A 15,059-nucleotide genomic window follows, 5' to 3' on the forward strand; every position below is an offset into this window, starting at 1 on the left:
TACGGCGCGCTCAGGTGCCCGGACAATGCCCTGCCTCGGAACCGAGCCGGCACTTATTCTGCCGCGGTCAGCTCATCGACTTCGCCGCCGGAGCGCACCCGGTAGATCAGATCGGACGACTGCCGAAGCTGCAACGAGCCCGCTACGCCCAGTTGCTTCAACAGCATCCGCCCGATCATCTCGTGCGAAACCAGCAACGGCCGTCGCGCGTCGCTTCGAGCCACCTCCGCAAGCGCCCGCCCGGCCCGGACGTCGGCATCCGCGTAACTCTCGCCATCGGGAAAGCGGAAGGTGTACTTGTCCTGCTCCCGGGCTGCCCGCTGACCGGGCCAGCCTGCGTCGATCTCGGCGGAGGTAAGCCCGGACCAGGCACCGTGCGCGACCTCGGCCAACTCGTCGAGCACCTGGGCCTGCAGACCGAGCGTCTCCCCGACGATCTCCGCCGTACGGCGCGCGCGGCCGAGTGGACTGGTGAAGATCGCGTCGATCTGGTGGCCACTGAGCAGGTCTGCATTGCGGCGGGCTTGGCGCAGGCCTTCAGGTGTCAGGGGTGAGTCATGGCGGCCCTGGCGGCGCCCTGCGACATTCCACTCGGTCTGGCCATGGCGGGCCAGGTAGACGGCTTCGAAGTGCACCTAGTACGCCGGAACGGCGGCGGGGGCACCGAGCCAGTTGTCGATCTCGGTCAGGAGGGACTTCTGGACCTCGGGCGGGGCAGTGGAGGCCAGGACCGAGCCGCGGGCCAGGTCGGCGAGCTCTTGGTCAGTGAAGTTGTGGACTGTGCGGGCGGATTCGTACTGCTCGGCGAGGCGGGAGCCGAAGAGCAGGGGGTCGTCGGCGCCCAGGGCGATCCGGGCGCCGGCCTCGTAGAGCTGGCGGAGCGGGACGTCTTCCGCGCGGTGGTAGACGCCGAGGGAGACGTTGGAGGCCGGGCAGACTTCCAGGGCGACCTGGGCGTCGACGACTCGCTTCAGCAGGTCGCGGTCCTCGATCGAGCGGACGCCGTGGCCGATCCGGCCGGCTCCCAGCTCGTCCAGGCAGGTGCGGACCGTGGCCGGCCCACACAGCTCACCACCGTGCGGTGCGGCGAGCAGTCCGGCGTTCCGGGCGATCCGGAAGGCCGGGGCGAACTCGGAGGTCGTCCCGCGGCGCTCGTCGTTCGACAGGCCGAACCCGACCACACCACGGCCGACGTACTGCGCCGCGAGCCGCGCCAGCGTCCGGGCGTCGAGGGGGTGCCGGGTGCGGTTGGCCGCGATGATCACCTGTACGGCGATGCCCGTCGAGGCGGACGCCTCCCGGGCGGCATCCAGCACGAGGTCGGTGAACGGCGTGATCCCGTGGAAGCGGTTCGCGTACCCGGACGGGTCGACCTGGATCTCCAGCCAGCGCGAGCCGTCGGCCCGGTCGTCCTCCGCCGCCTCACGGACCAGGCGCCGTACGTCGTCCTCCGTGCGGAGCACCGAGCGCGCGATGTCGTACAACCGCTGGAACCGGAACCAGCCGCGCTCGTCGGCCGCCGACAGCTGGGGCGGCCAGTCGGTGCGCAGCGCGTCAGGCAGCCGGACCCCGTGCTTGTCCGCCAGCTCGACCAGGGTCAGGTGCCGCATCGACCCGGAGAAGTGCAGATGCAGGTGTGTCTTCGGCAGCACCCGCAGATCCCGCTGCGTCATTACCGAAGGTTACCGATCCCGTACCGTCCCGGAGAAATCCGGGTCAGCTCAGCAGCTTGGCGATCCGGCCGACACCCTCGGCCAGGTCGGCGTCGCCGAGCGCGTAGGACAGGCGAAGGTAGCCGGGCGCGCCGAACGCCTCGCCGGGGACCACCGCGACCTCGGCCTCGTCCAGGATGATCTCGGCCAGCTCCGCCGAGGTCGACGGCGTCCGTCCGCTGATCTCCTTGCCGAGGACGCCCTTGACCGACGGGTAGGCGTAGAACGCGCCGGTCGGCTCGGGGCACTCGACGCCCGGGATCTCGTTCAGCAGCCTGACCATGGTCTGCCGCCGCCGGTCGAAGGCCTTCTTCATCTCCTCGACCGCGGACAGGTCACCGGAGACCGCGGCGATCGCGGCCCGCTGGGCGACGTTGCAGACGTTCGAGGTCTGGTGCGACTGCAGGTTCGTCGCCGCCTTGATCACGTCCTTCGGGCCGATCATCCAGCCGACCCGCCAGCCGGTCATCGCGTACGTCTTGGCGACACCGTTCAGTACGACGGTCTTGTCGGCCAGCTCCGGCACCGCGACCGGGATCGAGGTCGACTGCGCGCCGCCGTACGTCAGGTGCTCGTAGATCTCGTCGGTGATCACCCAGAGGTCGTGCTCGAGCGCCCAGCGGCCGATCGCCTCGATCGCCTCCGGGCTGTCGACCGCGCCGGTCGGGTTGGACGGCGAGCAGACCAGCAGGGCCTTGGTCTTCTCGGTCCGGGCCGCCTCCAGCTGCTCGACGGTGACGCAGTAGTTCTGCGACTCGTCGGCGAGCACCTCGACCGGAACCCCGCCGGCCAGCCGGATGGTCTCCGGGTACGTCGTCCAGTACGGCGCCGGCAGCAGCACCTCGTCGCCGGGGTCGAGCAGGGTCGCGAACGTGTTGTAGACCGCGTGCTTGCCGCCGTTCGTGACCAGGACCTGGGCGGCCTCGATCTCGTAGCCGGAGTCGCGCCTGGTCTTCTCGACGATCGCTTGCTTGAGCTCCGGCAGGCCACCGGCCGGGCTGTAGCGGTGGTTCTTCGGATCCCGGGCCGCCGCCACGGCCGCCTCGACGATGTAGTCCGGCGTCGGGAAGTCCGGCTCGCCGGCCCCGAACCCGATCACCGGGCGACCGGCCGCCTTGAGCGCCTTCGCCTTGCTGTCGACCGCCAAGGTCGCCGATTCACTGATGGCGCCGATGCGCGCCGAGATCCTGGAACCCATGACCTCCATCCTGGCACCAGGCCGCCGTGGCCCGCATCGCGGTATCACCAGCTGAGGCGGGTACGACGTGCCGGCCGGACAGGACCGTGATCCCGGGAACACGCAGGGGGTGTGGTCCGTTGGGACCGGGTGGAGGCTGTATGGTTCTGGTCGCGGTACGGCGCCCGTCGGGGGGTCGTTCGGGTGGAGCCTCAGTTCGACCAGGTGGCTCAGACCCCGTACACTCTTCTAGTCCGGGCGTTGGTGGCCCTGATCCGGCATGCCCGAGATCAGGTCCCGCGCGGCGTCCGGAGGGATTGCAGAGGGCACTAGCTCAACTGGCAGAGCATCGGTCTCCAAAACCGAAGGTTGGGGGTTCAAGTCCCTCGTGCCCTGCAAATCCTGACCGGCGCAGGGCCGGTCAGGCCGCCGCTAGCGAAAGAGGTCAGGTCGTGACGGAGACGCGCACCCCGGCACCGTCCGGCGCCGGCAAGCCTGCGGAAGGCAAGCAGGGCAGGGGCCTGCTCCGCTTCTACCGCCAGGTGGTCGCCGAGCTCCGCAAGGTCGTCTGGCCGACTCGCAAGCAGCTGTCCACCTACTTCGTGGTCGTCCTGACCTTCGTGGTGTTCGTCATCGCGATCGTCTCGGTTCTCGACCTCGCCTTCGGCTGGGCGATGTTCAAGATCTTCGGCTGAGGCCGCCGAGCCCACGAACGCCCTAGGTCCCGGGCCCCGGCCCGACCCGAAGCCAGACAAGACCCGATGCAGAGATGACGGAGTACAACGTGTCCGAGCGCGACGACGAGGTCCTCGACCATGAGGACGAGTTCGACGTATCCGCTGACTCCGACGACGAAATCGACCTGGACCTCGATCTCGACCTGGACGACACCGACGACGAGGACGACGACGACCTGTTCGCGAACCTCGACGACGATGACGACGAGGCCGACGTCGAGGTGGAGGACGAGGACGCCGAGGAGTACGCCGCCGATGACGAGGCCGAGGAGCCGCCGGCGGACGAGGACGACTCCGAGGACGAGCCGGTCGTGGTGGTCGCCGCCGCCGACGACGCCGAGGACGCCGAAGTGGTGACCGAGGGCGACGTCGAGGACGCGGCCGAGGAACTGGCCGAGGAGACCGCCGAGACCGCTCCGGAGAGCACCGAAGAGGTGCCCGCCCCCGCCGACGAGCTGGTCTTCTCCAGCGACGACGCCGGTACGACGCCGGACGCGGACGAAGCCGACGACGACGCGGATGTGGAAGCGCTCGCCGTGGCGGCCGCCGCGGCCGAGGCCGGCGATGACGCTGCCGACGAGACTGCTGCCGCCGAGGACGCCGAGCCGGAAGAGCCGGGCGACCCGCTCGAGGAGCTGCGCAGCCGGCTGCGTTCGCAGATCGGCGACTGGTACGTGGTGCACACGTACTCAGGGATGGAGAACCGGGTCAAGGGCAACCTGGAGAACCGGATCAACTCCCTGAACATGGAGGACTACATCTTCGAGATCATCGTGCCGACCGAAGAGGTCGCCGAGATCAAGAACGGGCAGCGCCGGATGGTGAAGCGCACCGTGCTCCCCGGCTACGTGCTGGTCCGGATGGACCTGACCGACGAGTCCTGGTCGACCGTGCGGCACACGCCGTCGGTGACCGGCTTCGTCGGGAACAGCCAGAAGCCGGTCCCGCTCAGCCTCGAAGAGGTGGAGAAGATGCTCGCTCCGGCCGTCGTGGCGGCGGCGGAGCAGGCGGCTGCCGAAGCCGGCGCCGCACCCGCCAAGACCGCGGCCAAGAAGAAGGTCGAGGTCGCCGACTTCGGTGTGGGCGACTCGGTCATGGTGGTCGACGGGCCGTTCGCGACCCTGCACGCCACAGTCACGGAGATCAATGCCGAGGCCCAGCGGATCAAGGCCCTGGTGGAGATCTTCGGCCGGGAGACCCCGGTGGAACTCAGCTTCAACCAGATCCAGAAAGTCTAAGGACCCGACAGAATGCCTCCCAAGAAGAAGATCGCTGCGCTGGTCAAGGTGCAGCTCCAGGCCGGTGCCGCGACGCCCGCCCCGCCGGTCGGTACCGCGCTCGGTCCGCACGGCGTCAACATCATGGAGTTCTGCAAGGCGTACAACGCGCAGACCGAATCCATGCGTGGCAACGTCGTGCCGGTCGAGATCACCATCTACGAAGACCGTTCCTTCACCTTCGTCACCAAGACGCCGCCGGCGCCGGAGATGATCAAGAAGGCCGCCGGTCTGCAGAAGGGCTCGGCCGTCCCGCAGAAGGACAAGGTCGGCAAGATCACCAAGGACCAGGTCCGCGAGATCGCCACCACCAAGATGCCGGACCTGAACGCCCGCGACATCGACGCCGCGATGAAGATCATCGAGGGCACCGCCCGCTCGATGGGCGTCGTCGTCGACAAGTAGTACCTCCGGCGTGCGTACGGCGGAATCCGCCGTACGTGTCGCGCGTTGGTAATGAGTAGTACCTGAAGCAGTTGTGGCAGGGCGAAGCGCCGCCCTATCGACCACACCCCAGAGAGGAACAGACATGGCACAGCGCAGTAAGGCATACCGCTCTATCGCGGAACAGATCGACTTCGACCACCTGTACACCCCGCTCGAGGCGATCAAGTTCGCCAAGCAGGGCGCGACGGGCAAGAAGTTCAACTCCACCATCGACGTCGCGATGCGTCTCGGGGTCGACCCCCGCAAGGCCGACCAGATGGTGCGCGGCACCGTCAACCTTCCGCACGGTACTGGCAAGACGGCACGGGTCCTCGTCTTCGCCACCGGTGACAAGGCCGAGGCCGCGAAGGCCGCCGGCGCCGACTTCGTCGGCGACGACGACATGATCAAGAAGGTGACCGACGGCTGGCTCGACTTCGACGCCGTCGTCGCGACCCCCGACCTGATGGGCAAGGTCGGCCGTCTCGGCCGCGTCCTCGGCCCGCGTGGTCTGATGCCGAACCCGAAGACCGGCACGGTCACCCCGGACGTGGTGAAGGCCGTGAACGACATCAAGGGCGGCAAGATCGAGTTCCGGGTCGACCGGCACGCGAACCTGCACTTCATCATCGGCAAGGTCTCGTTCGACGAGAACCAGCTGGTGGAGAACTACAGCGCCGCGCTCGAGGAGATTCTCCGGCTCAAGCCGGCCAGCTCCAAGGGCCGCTACATCAAGAAGACCGTCTTCTCGACCACGATGGGACCGGGCGTCCAGGTTGACCCCAACCTGACCCGCAACCTCACCGAGGAGCCGGCCGAGGCCTGACCTCGAACCAGCACCAGAAGGACCCCGGGACTACCCGGGGTCCTTCTGTTTTGTCAGGTCCGGGTGAGCCGGAGGGGTAGGTCGGCGGTCTGGACAGTCCAGCCGTCGTCATGTGCTGCAAGGACGGCGCCTGGCTCGGCCGTGCCGACCGACCCGGCCGGTACGACGTCGGTCCGGGCGACGACATACGTCGTACCCGCGAGGTGGACCTGGGCTTGGGGCGACGTCACGTTGAGCGCGGCGGCCTTGCGTCGGACGACGGCCGCAGGCTCGGTCAGGTCGAGGAGCAGCTCCGCCTCGGTGAAGAGCGGAGCCTCGCTCGCCGCGGCGGGATCTTGCGGTACGCCGGGATCGCCGGCGACCAGGCGGGGCACAGCCTCGTCCAGGCACTGGCTGAGCAGCTCGCCCCAGACTTGCATGATCCCAGTGCCGTTGAGGTCGTCCGGGAGCGGCGCGATCCGCTGGGCGAGGATCGCGCCCGTGTCGAACTCGGCCGCCGTCCGGTGCACCGTCGCCCCGATCCGCTCGTCGCCTTCATAGATCAACCGCTGCGGCGTCGGTCCCCTCCCGGCCGGCAGGGGTGACGGGTGACAGTTGATCGCGCCGTACTTCGGGATCTCCAGGATCTCGGCCGGAATCAGCCGGGGGAACGCCGCCGAGATGACCACATCCGGCCGCAGCGCGTCGATCACCGGCGCGGCGACTGTCCGCAGCTTCCGGGTGATCAACACGTTGGTCTCCTCCGGCAGCCCCGCCACCATCGGCTGCACGGCGGCGCCGTACCGCCCGGTCTCGGGCAGCGTCACCACCAGCACGACCTCATGCCCGTTTCGCGCCGCGAAGTCGTGCACCAGCCGGTGGCCGGGCAGGAACGCGTTCAGACTGACGATCCGCAAACCTTCCACACCGCTGGATACGCTCATCACTCCTCCACGGTTCCGATCAGTTGGTGAAGCGCGTCGTAATGAGGTCGGGGGTCAACGAGGCCGGCGTGGGGTGGCCGGCTAGGCGGAGGGTGTGGTCCAGCTCGGTGGCGAGGTCCGTGAGGAGGCGGGTGACGCCGGCGGCGGAGCCGACGGTGAGGGCCCAGAGGGCGGGACGGCCGACGAAGACGGCGCGGGCGCCCAGGGCCAGTGCTGTGAGGATGTGCTCGCCGCGGCGGATGCCGCCGTCGACGTAGATCTCGGTGCCCGTGCCGGCCAGGGCTTCGGCCACCTCGGGCAGAGCCTGGGCGGTGGGGATGGAGCCGTCGAGCTGGCGGCCGCCGTGATTCGACACGATCACACCGGCGGCACCCGCGTCCGCGCAGCGCTTGGCGTCGTCGCCGCGCAGGACGCCCTTCACCACCACCGGAAGGCCGGTGCGCTCGGCGAGCCAGCCGATGGCATCAGGGCTCAGGTCGTCCGCCTTCGCCAGGTCGTCGTCGGTCCACTCGCCCTCGGGCAGGTTGGCCAGCAGTTGACCGGGCTGGGCGAGATCCCAGACCGTCTCTCCCTCGTCCTCCTTGCGGCCGACCACCGGGGTGTCGACGGTGAGCACGATCGCCCGTGTACCGCCCGCGACCGCGGCGTCGAGCATGCGCTCGGTGAGCTCGCGATTCCGCGCGATGTAGATCTGCAGCCACCAGGGCACTCCGGTCGCGCCGAGATCGGCGAACGTGGTCCCCGCGTTGCTGGAGACGCCGAGCACCGACCCGGCCGCGCCCACCCCTCTCGCCGTCGCCACCTCGCCGTCGGGATCGGCCATCCGATGCATGGTCGAGGGCGCGACCAGGATCGGGGCGTCGACGGGGGTGCCGAGGACGGTCGTGCGGAGGTCGATCGTGGAGACGTCGGTCAGCACGCGGGGGCGGAAGCGGTACGCCGACCAGGCCGCGGTGGCCTCGCCGACGCTGATCCCGCCGGCCGATCCCTGCCGGAAGTACCGATGCACGGCCTCGGGCAGCTTCTCCGCGGCCGCGGCTTCGAGAGTGTCGATCCATCGCATGCGCCCCATCGTTGCACCGGTTTCGCCTGCCTGGGGGTGAGATTCTGGAAGAGTGCGCGGAAAATGCCGGTCCGGTTCCGGGAGAAATCCGGGGCGGAGGTGTTGAGGCAACAGGTACAGTAGTGGCATGACGCAGTACGGGCGGCGATTTCTTCGCCCCGGCCGGCACGACGGTGCCGACGGGGTGAGCTGCTGCTGCGCTCTCTCCTGAGGTGACCGCGGCCGACCGGGGTGTCTCCCCCGTCGAGACCGTCATTCCGGAGAGAAACTCATGTCTGTCCTCACTTCTGAAGAACTGCACGCTGCCCTGGCCCTGCGCGACCTCGCGGACCCGGCTCAGGGACCCCACGCGATCCAGCTGATCGTCGACTCCTTACGTACGGCGCTCAGCACGGCCTGGCCCTATACCGAGATCTGGACCCGCCGCGACCATCCCGTGGTCACGCTGGCCGACAACTACGACAACCTCGGGTACGCCGGTGACGCGGTGACCCGGGAAGCCCGCTACACCCGCTACGCGTCGGAGACCGAAGTACTGCGAAGTCACACATCGGCGATGATCCCGCCGGCTCTGCGGGACCTCGCAAAGTCCGACTCGTCCGACGTACTGATGGTCTGTGCGGGCATCTGCTATCGCCGCGACTCGGTGGACTGGCAGCACACCGGTACGCCGCATCAGCTCGACCTGTGGCGGATCAGTCGCAACGTCACGCTCGGAGAGCCCGAACTCGAGGACATGATCGCCCGCCTGGTCGACACGGTCCTGCCCGGTCAGACGTACCGGACCGTCCCGGCGATCCACCCGTACACGATCCATGGCCGGCAGATCGACGTACTGCTGGACGATCAGTGGATCGAGATCGGTGAGTGCGGTGTCGCCGCACCGCATGTGCTCCGGCGGGCCGGTCTGGACGACAGCTGGACCGGACTGGCGATGGGACCGGGCCTCGACCGGCTTTTGATGCTCCGCAAGGGGATCCGGGACATCCGGTTGCTCAGGTCAACGGATCCGCGTGTGGCGGATCAGATGCGGGACCTGGCGCCGTACAAGCCGGTTTCGTCCATGCCACCGGTCCGCCGCGACCTCTCCGTCGTGGTCGGGGCGTCGACCGACGTGTCGGCGGAGGTGCTCGGGGACAAGGTGCGCGACGCGCTCGGAGTGGACGCCGATGCCGCGGAGTCGCTGGAGGTCTTGGGTGAGACGTCGTACGACGACCTGCCGGCGGCTGCCCGTGAGCGTCTCCAACTGACCCCGGGTCAGCGGAACCTTCTGGTCAGACTGATCCTCAGGCCGGTGGACCGCACGCTCACCGACTCCCAGGCCAATGCCCTGCGGGACAAGGTCTACCAGGCACTGCACGAGGGGCCGGTGCTCGAGCTGATCGGTTAGCGCTTCCGTAGCTCGCGAGCGGCGACGAGGAACGCGCACAGGGCGAGCGGGACCTCCAGCAAGAGGGCCTCGGCCACGGAGAGGCTGCGGTCGAAGCCCCCCGCTGTGCTGACGTCGAACCAGGCGTCGGCGATCAGTAGCGTCCCGCCGGCCATAGCGGTCAGGGCGGCGTAGCTGTTGCGAGTGTGCAGCAGGTACGCCGTCAGTCCGGCAGCGATCGCGGTCCCGCAGTCGAGGCCGATCCAGGTGAGCTTCCAGTGGTCGGCCTGGTAGGTGTTCGGCAGCGTGGCCGCGAGGATCAGGCACCAAGGGAGCAGCACGGCGGCGACCCCGGCGGCGACAGAAGTGGCCAGGCCGCCGGGGGAGCGGAGTGGACGGATCCTCCCGTCCAGCCGCCCTTCGGCGATGTAGTCCTCCAGCGCATCGGCCACGCGGTCGTCGATCGCGTCCCCGAGCCTGCCATCCACCGTGTCCGCAACTGTCGTCGTCATGTCTTCGAGCATTGCGGCGGCGGACTTCCGGCGCAGTCCGGTCAGCCCACGAACCGGGGTGGGGTTAACCCCCGGTGGGATCGGTGGATGTCCTCATATGGGCCGCCGCGCCGGCGACGTAGGTTGTGTCGTGCGAGCAGCGCGCCGACACAGGGAGGTGATCGGGTGACGGAGATCGCGAGTCCGGTCCCCCGGGCGCCGTGGCGGCTGTGGCGGTCGCCGTACTTGTGGTTGGCAACGATCCATCTGCTCGGCGACGCGTTCGTCGTGCTCACGTCCGGCCTGCTGGTGCTTGGTGCGGTGACGGTTGCCGTCCTGGCGTGGCCGCTCGCGTACGTCGGCATCCCGCTGACCGTCGGTGCGAATCGACTCGTGTACGTGGCGGCCGGGTGGGAGCGGACGCGGGCGCGGATCACGCGGGGGCAAGAGGTTCCGCCGCTGGTCCCGCCGCCGCCGACCGGGTCGCGGATCGCCGACGCCCGGGAGGCACTGACCGACCGGGGTTTGTGGCGGCAGTTCCTGTACTACGTCCTGCTGTTGCCGATGGCAATGGTGTGGCTCGGGGCGATCTTCTTCGCCTGGTCGGTGCCGCCGGTGCTGATCGGGCTGCCGGCGTACTACTCGCAGTTCGCCGCGTCGCAGGCGCAGCTCGGGCCGTTCGTGATCGACACGATGACGAAGGCCTCGGTGGCCGCAGTGATCGGTGGGATCTTTCTGCTGGTGGTGTCGCCCCTGTTGATGCGCCAGGCGTCGGCGCTGGACGGACAGCTGGCGCGGACGTTGCTCGGCCGGTCCGAGACCGGTGCGCTGGCGGAGCGCGTGACGCAGCTCGTGACGAGCCGCCAGCAGGTCGTCGACTCGGTCGAGGCCGAGCGGCGGCGGATGGAACGCGACCTGCACGACGGAGCCCAGCAACGGCTGGTCTCGCTGGCGATGATCCTCGGCCGGGCGAAGAACCGGCTGGGCGCGAAGGATCCCGCAGTGCGCTCGCTGATCGAGGAGGCGCATTCGGAGGCGATGCAGGCGATCGCGGAGATCCGCGATCTGACGCGAGGACTGCATCCGCCGGTGCTGTCGGACCGCGGTCTCGACGCGGCGATCTCGGCAGTCGCCGCTCGGTCACCGGTCCCGGTGCGGGTGACGGTCGACGTGCACCCCAGGCCGTCGCTGACGATCGAGTCGATCGCGTACTTCGTCGTGACCGAAGCGTTGACCAACGTCGCCAAGCACGCCGCCGCGGCGCAGGCGTGGGTCACGATCACCCGGGCTGGCAGGTTCCTCAAGATCGAGGTGCGCGACGACGGGCAGGGTGGTGCGAATGCGGCCGCCGGCAGCGGGATCCGTGGATTGGCTGACCGGATCTCGGGTGTCGACGGACTCCTCACCCTCGTCAGCCCGCGGGGTCTCGGGACCCTGCTGATCGCCGAGGTGCCCTGTGACTGAGCAGGCAGAAGGAATGCGGGTGGTGATTGCCGAGGACTCGGTGCTCTTGCGAGAGGGCATCGTGCGCCTGCTCTTGGAGCAGGACTGCACGGTGGTCGCCGCGGTCGGTGATGGAGACGCGCTCCTGAAAGCGGTCAACGAGCATCGGCCGGATGTGTGCGTGGTCGACGTGCGGATGCCACCGACCTTCACCGACGAGGGTTTGCGCGCCGCACTCGTGATCCGCGAACAGTTCCCGGCGATCGGCGTACTGGTGCTCTCGCAGTACGTCGAGGAGCGATATGCCAGCGAGTTGATCGGGGGCAACCCCGGCGGGGTCGGGTATCTGCTCAAGGATCGGGTTGCGGACGTGGATCAGTTCATCGACGCGCTGCGCCGGGTCGGCGACGGTGGGGCCGCGCTCGACCCGGAGGTGATCTCGCAACTGCTGGTGCGGTCGCGCCGGGTGGATCCGCTCGCCGTGCTGAGTCCGCGGGAGCAGGACGTTCTCCGGGTGATGGCAGAGGGCAAGTCGAACGCCGGGATCGCGCAGGCTCTCGTGGTCGGCGAAGGTGCGGTGGAGAAGCACATCAGCAACATCTTCCTGAAGCTCGGATTTGCGCCGACCGACGGGGAGCACCGCCGGGTGCTCGCCGTACTCAAGTTCCTGGAGTCGTGATGACGGGCGCGCAGCGGAGGATGCTGATCATCGGGCTGGTGCCGTTGGTGGTGCTTGTCGTCACCGCGGCGGCGGTGACGGTGTCATTGATCCGGGGGAAGTTGCCGTACAGCTACTCGGCTTCGTTCGTCCCCGGGTCGCAGGGGGTGCAGGTTGTGTCGGATGTGCCGGCGCAACTGCTGGCCAGTGCGGATGCTCAGGTGCACGTGACCGTGGACGGGTCGTATGCGGTCGCGCGGCCCGCGATCGAGGTGACGACGATCGATGGATTCCTGACCGTGCACACGAGTTGTCCCGATCCACACTGCGCGGTCGATCTCACGGTGGAGGTGCCGACGGCGGCCGCGGTCCAGGCGAAAGTGAAGGGGGCATCGCTCGATGTGGCCGGGGTGTCTTCGCCGCTCACTGTGGATGTGAGCGACGGATCGGTGGACATGAATCGGTTGCGGACTTCCCGGGTCTCGGTGGACGTCCGGCGTGGTTCGATCAACCTGTTCTTCGACAGTCCACCGGACCAGGTGACTGCCACGGCCAGCGAGGGCTCTCTCACCGTTCAACTCCCACCGACAGCGACCTATGCGATCGACGCCGTCGCGTCCCAAGGTTCCAACCAGCTCGACTTCCCCAACGACCCGGGCTCCACCCACCACCTCTTCCTGCGGACGAGCTCCGGCAGCATCACCGTGCAGTAGGGAGCTAGAGGGCCGCGCGGAAGGTCTGAGCCTTGGTGGTGATGGTTTCCCAGTTCGCGGCGGCGACGTCGGCGGGGGAGACGACGTCGGTGCCGGCGGAAACCGCCAGGGCGCCGGCGGTGAGGTAGTCGCGGGCGTTGGCCGCGTTGATACCGCCGGAGGGGACCAGGGGCACACCGGGGAACGGGCCGTTGAGGTCCTTGAAGTACTTCGGGCCCAGCTGGTGGGCGGGGAAGATCTTCACGGCGTCGGAGCCGAGCGCGAGCGCCGTCATCACCTCGGAGGGCGTGAAGGCACCGAGGATGACCGGGATGCCGGCGCTGCGGGCGGTCTCGGCGATGGCGGCGGCGTCCGGGCCCTGGCCGGGAGTGACGAGGAACTGCGCGCCGGCGTCGATCGCCTGCTTGGCCTGCGCCCCGGTCTGGACGGTGCCGGCGCCGACCACCGCGCCGGTCTCCGCGGCCGTTGAAGCGGCGCGCTCGAGGTGTCGGGGAAGGTCGGGCGTGGTGTAGGTGAGCTCCACGACATGGATGCCACCGGCAACCAACGCCGCGCACAGGTCCCGGGCGTCGGAGATCTCCGGCGCCCGGACGACGGTCAGCACCCGGTCGGCGCGGAGCAGGTCCAGGGTGGTGGTCATGAGAGTTCCTCTCGGACGGTGGTACGACGGACGGCGCGGCCCGGAAGCGCGTCGGTGCGCCGGCCGTCGTCGATGACGGGGACGCCGTTCACGAAGACGTACGGAATCCCGGCGGCTTGCTGGCGGGGAGTCTCGAACGTGGCGGTGTCCTGGACGGTGTCCGGATCGAAGAGAACCAGGTCGGCTCGGTAGCCGACGCGGACGAGTCCGCGGTCGGGGAGACGGAGACGACGAGCCGGACGGCCGGTCAGGTGGTGGATGCAGTCCGGGAGATCGAGCACGCCGAGCTCGCGGACGTAGCGGGCCAGGTAGCGCGGGAACGTCCCCCACGAGCGCGGATGTGGCTTGCCACCGACGAGGATCGCGTCCGAGCCGCCGGTGTGGCTGGGATGCCGCATGATCGCCCGCACGTTCTCCTCGTGGCCGACGTGCTGCAGGATCGACGTGGCCAGGTCGTCGGCGACCAGCAGGTCGAAGAACACGTCCGCCGGCGGTCGGCCCGTCGAGGCGGCCATCGCTGCAATCGTGCTGCCGACGGCGCCGTTCAGAGCCGGGTTGCGGACGCCGCCGATCTCGATGGTCTCCCACTCCACCACGCAGCCGTGGCAGCCGTCCGAGCCGACCTGCTCGAGCTCGTAGGCGATCCGGTCCCGCGCGGACGGGTCCCGGAGCCGGGCGAGCTGGGCGTCCGGACCGCCCTCCGCGGTCCAGCTCGGCAGGATCGCGGCCAGAGTGGTGGCCCCCGGCAAATACGGATAGGTGTCGGTGGTGACGTCGATGCCGTCCGCGAGTGCCTTGTCGATCATCGCGACCAGGTCGGCCCCGCGGCCGGCGTTCGGCGCGAAGTTCATCACCGCGTGCGTCAGGTGCAGCGCGCACCCGGAACGCCGGGCGACCTCGACCATTTCGCCGTACGCGTCGAGTGCGCCTTTGCCGTACGACCGCTGGTGTGGTCCGTAGTAGCCGCCGTACTGCGCGACGACCTCGCAGAGCTCGACGAGTTCGTCGGTGGTCGCGAACATGCCGGGCGTGTAGGTGAGGCCGCTGCTCATCCCGACCGCGCCCTGCTGCAGTCCCTCGGCCAGCAAGGCCTTCATCGCGTCCAGTTCGGCGCGGGTAGCCGGCCGGTTCGAGGTGCCGACGACCATCATCCGTAGCGTTCCCTGCGGGACCAGGTACGCCGCGTTGCAGGCGATACCCTGGTCGAGCCGGTCGAGGTATCCGGCGGCGGTGGACCAGCTGAAGTCGAAGTCGTCCGGCTCACCGTTCCAGCCGGCGATCTGGCGACGTACGGCGGACCGCGTCGGGTCGTCGATCGGCGCGAACGACAGGCCGTCCTGGCCGAGCACCTCCAAGGTGACGCCCTGGCTGACCTTCGCGGTGTGATCCGGATTCACCAGGATCTGCAGGTCGGAGTGCGCGTGCATGTCGATGAACCCGGGCGACAGCACCAGCCCCGCGGCGTCGATCGACCGGGCTGCCGCCGTCGGCAAGTCGTTGCCGATGGCCACGATCCGGCCGGCCTCGACCGCGACGTCGGCGCGGACGCCGGGAGCGCCGGAGCCGTCGATGACGGTGGCGCCCGTGATCAGCAGCTCGGCCAT

At 69.1% G+C, this 15,059-nt stretch carries 16 protein-coding genes and 1 tRNA gene; 9 read left to right on the plus strand and 8 right to left on the minus strand.

Annotated elements, in window-relative coordinates; all coding sequences use genetic code 11:
- Positions 1 to 53: 53 nt before the first annotated feature.
- Genes OG876_RS18235 through OG876_RS18245 form a run of 3 tightly spaced genes read right to left on the minus strand, consistent with a single transcriptional unit; the run spans position 54 to position 2,910 of the window.
- On the minus strand, positions 54 to 635 hold the full coding sequence (locus tag OG876_RS18235; RefSeq protein WP_328526076.1) for a histidine phosphatase family protein: 582 nt from the start codon (positions 633 to 635) through the stop codon (positions 54 to 56).
- Positions 636 to 1,673, minus strand: coding sequence for an adenosine deaminase (locus OG876_RS18240; RefSeq protein WP_328526077.1), 1,038 nt, complete (start codon positions 1,671 to 1,673; stop codon positions 636 to 638).
- A gap of 43 nt (positions 1,674 to 1,716) precedes the next feature.
- Positions 1,717 to 2,910, minus strand: coding sequence for a pyridoxal phosphate-dependent aminotransferase (locus tag OG876_RS18245; protein WP_328526078.1), 1,194 nt, complete (start codon positions 2,908 to 2,910; stop codon positions 1,717 to 1,719).
- A 302-nt stretch (positions 2,911 to 3,212) separates the two neighbouring features.
- Here OG876_RS18245 and OG876_RS18250 point away from each other — a divergent pair.
- The 5 genes from OG876_RS18250 to rplA all read left to right on the plus strand — a co-directional run bounded on the left by OG876_RS18250 (position 3,213) and on the right by rplA (position 6,155).
- Positions 3,213 to 3,285 (plus strand) — tRNA-Trp (locus tag OG876_RS18250).
- Between the two features lie 56 nt (positions 3,286 to 3,341).
- Complete coding sequence (gene secE / locus OG876_RS18255) at positions 3,342 to 3,584, plus strand: preprotein translocase subunit SecE (RefSeq protein ID WP_130384685.1); 243 nt, start codon at positions 3,342 to 3,344, stop codon at positions 3,582 to 3,584.
- A gap of 353 nt (positions 3,585 to 3,937) precedes the next feature.
- Complete coding sequence (gene nusG / locus OG876_RS18260) at positions 3,938 to 4,864, plus strand: transcription termination/antitermination protein NusG (protein WP_442914180.1); 927 nt, start codon at positions 3,938 to 3,940, stop codon at positions 4,862 to 4,864.
- Positions 4,865 to 4,876: 12 nt separating this feature from the next.
- On the plus strand, positions 4,877 to 5,308 hold the full coding sequence (rplK, locus tag OG876_RS18265) for a 50S ribosomal protein L11 (protein WP_328526079.1): 432 nt from the start codon (positions 4,877 to 4,879) through the stop codon (positions 5,306 to 5,308).
- Between the two features lie 124 nt (positions 5,309 to 5,432).
- Positions 5,433 to 6,155 carry a 50S ribosomal protein L1 gene (rplA, locus tag OG876_RS18270; protein ID WP_328526080.1) on the plus strand — a complete coding sequence of 241 codons (723 nt, stop codon included), beginning with the start codon at positions 5,433 to 5,435 and terminating at the stop codon, positions 6,153 to 6,155.
- Positions 6,156 to 6,208: 53 nt separating this feature from the next.
- Here rplA and OG876_RS18275 read toward each other — a convergent pair whose 3' ends face one another.
- Positions 6,209 to 7,078: a methionyl-tRNA formyltransferase gene (locus tag OG876_RS18275; RefSeq protein WP_328526081.1), complete on the minus strand. Its 870-nt coding sequence runs from the start codon at positions 7,076 to 7,078 to the stop codon at positions 6,209 to 6,211.
- Between the two features lie 19 nt (positions 7,079 to 7,097).
- The gene (locus OG876_RS18280) at positions 7,098 to 8,141 is read right to left on the minus strand and encodes an alpha-hydroxy acid oxidase (protein WP_328526082.1); all 1,044 of its coding nucleotides are present in this window, start codon (positions 8,139 to 8,141) and stop codon (positions 7,098 to 7,100) included.
- A gap of 271 nt (positions 8,142 to 8,412) precedes the next feature.
- On the opposite strand from OG876_RS18280, the gene srmL reads away from it, so the two are divergent.
- A complete protein-coding gene (gene srmL, locus OG876_RS18285) occupies positions 8,413 to 9,531 on the plus strand; it encodes a PheS-related mystery ligase SrmL (protein WP_328526083.1) in 1,119 nt (372 codons plus the stop codon).
- On the opposite strand, the gene OG876_RS18290 is transcribed toward srmL, so the two are convergent.
- Positions 9,528 to 10,022 carry a hypothetical protein gene (locus tag OG876_RS18290; protein WP_328526084.1) on the minus strand — a complete coding sequence of 165 codons (495 nt, stop codon included), beginning with the start codon at positions 10,020 to 10,022 and terminating at the stop codon, positions 9,528 to 9,530. The genes srmL and OG876_RS18290 overlap by 4 nt on opposite strands.
- Positions 10,023 to 10,187: 165 nt before the next feature.
- Between OG876_RS18290 and OG876_RS18295 the strand changes: the two genes are divergently transcribed.
- From OG876_RS18295 to OG876_RS18305, 3 genes are read left to right on the plus strand one after another with little or no spacing between them, the layout of a single operon-like run.
- Positions 10,188 to 11,465 carry a sensor histidine kinase gene (locus OG876_RS18295; RefSeq protein WP_328526085.1) on the plus strand — a complete coding sequence of 426 codons (1,278 nt, stop codon included), beginning with the start codon at positions 10,188 to 10,190 and terminating at the stop codon, positions 11,463 to 11,465.
- Positions 11,466 to 11,478: 13 nt separating this feature from the next.
- Positions 11,479 to 12,123 carry a response regulator transcription factor gene (locus tag OG876_RS18300; protein WP_328526925.1) on the plus strand — a complete coding sequence of 215 codons (645 nt, stop codon included), beginning with the start codon at positions 11,479 to 11,481 and terminating at the stop codon, positions 12,121 to 12,123.
- Positions 12,123 to 12,815: a DUF4097 family beta strand repeat-containing protein gene (locus OG876_RS18305; RefSeq protein WP_328526086.1), complete on the plus strand. Its 693-nt coding sequence runs from the start codon at positions 12,123 to 12,125 to the stop codon at positions 12,813 to 12,815. Before OG876_RS18300 ends, OG876_RS18305 begins: the two co-directional genes overlap by 1 nt.
- Positions 12,816 to 12,819: 4 nt before the next feature.
- On the opposite strand, the gene OG876_RS18310 is transcribed toward OG876_RS18305, so the two are convergent.
- Positions 12,820 to 13,455 (minus strand): bifunctional 4-hydroxy-2-oxoglutarate aldolase/2-dehydro-3-deoxy-phosphogluconate aldolase, encoded by a 636-nt coding sequence (locus tag OG876_RS18310; protein WP_328526087.1) that lies wholly within the window; start codon positions 13,453 to 13,455, stop codon positions 12,820 to 12,822.
- A complete protein-coding gene (locus tag OG876_RS18315; protein WP_328526088.1) occupies positions 13,452 to 15,059 on the minus strand; it encodes an N-acyl-D-amino-acid deacylase family protein in 1,608 nt (535 codons plus the stop codon). Before OG876_RS18315 ends, OG876_RS18310 begins: the two co-directional genes overlap by 4 nt.

This window comes from Kribbella sp. NBC_00359, assembly GCF_036097425.1.
Classification (GTDB): Bacteria; Actinomycetota; Actinomycetes; order Propionibacteriales; family Kribbellaceae; genus Kribbella.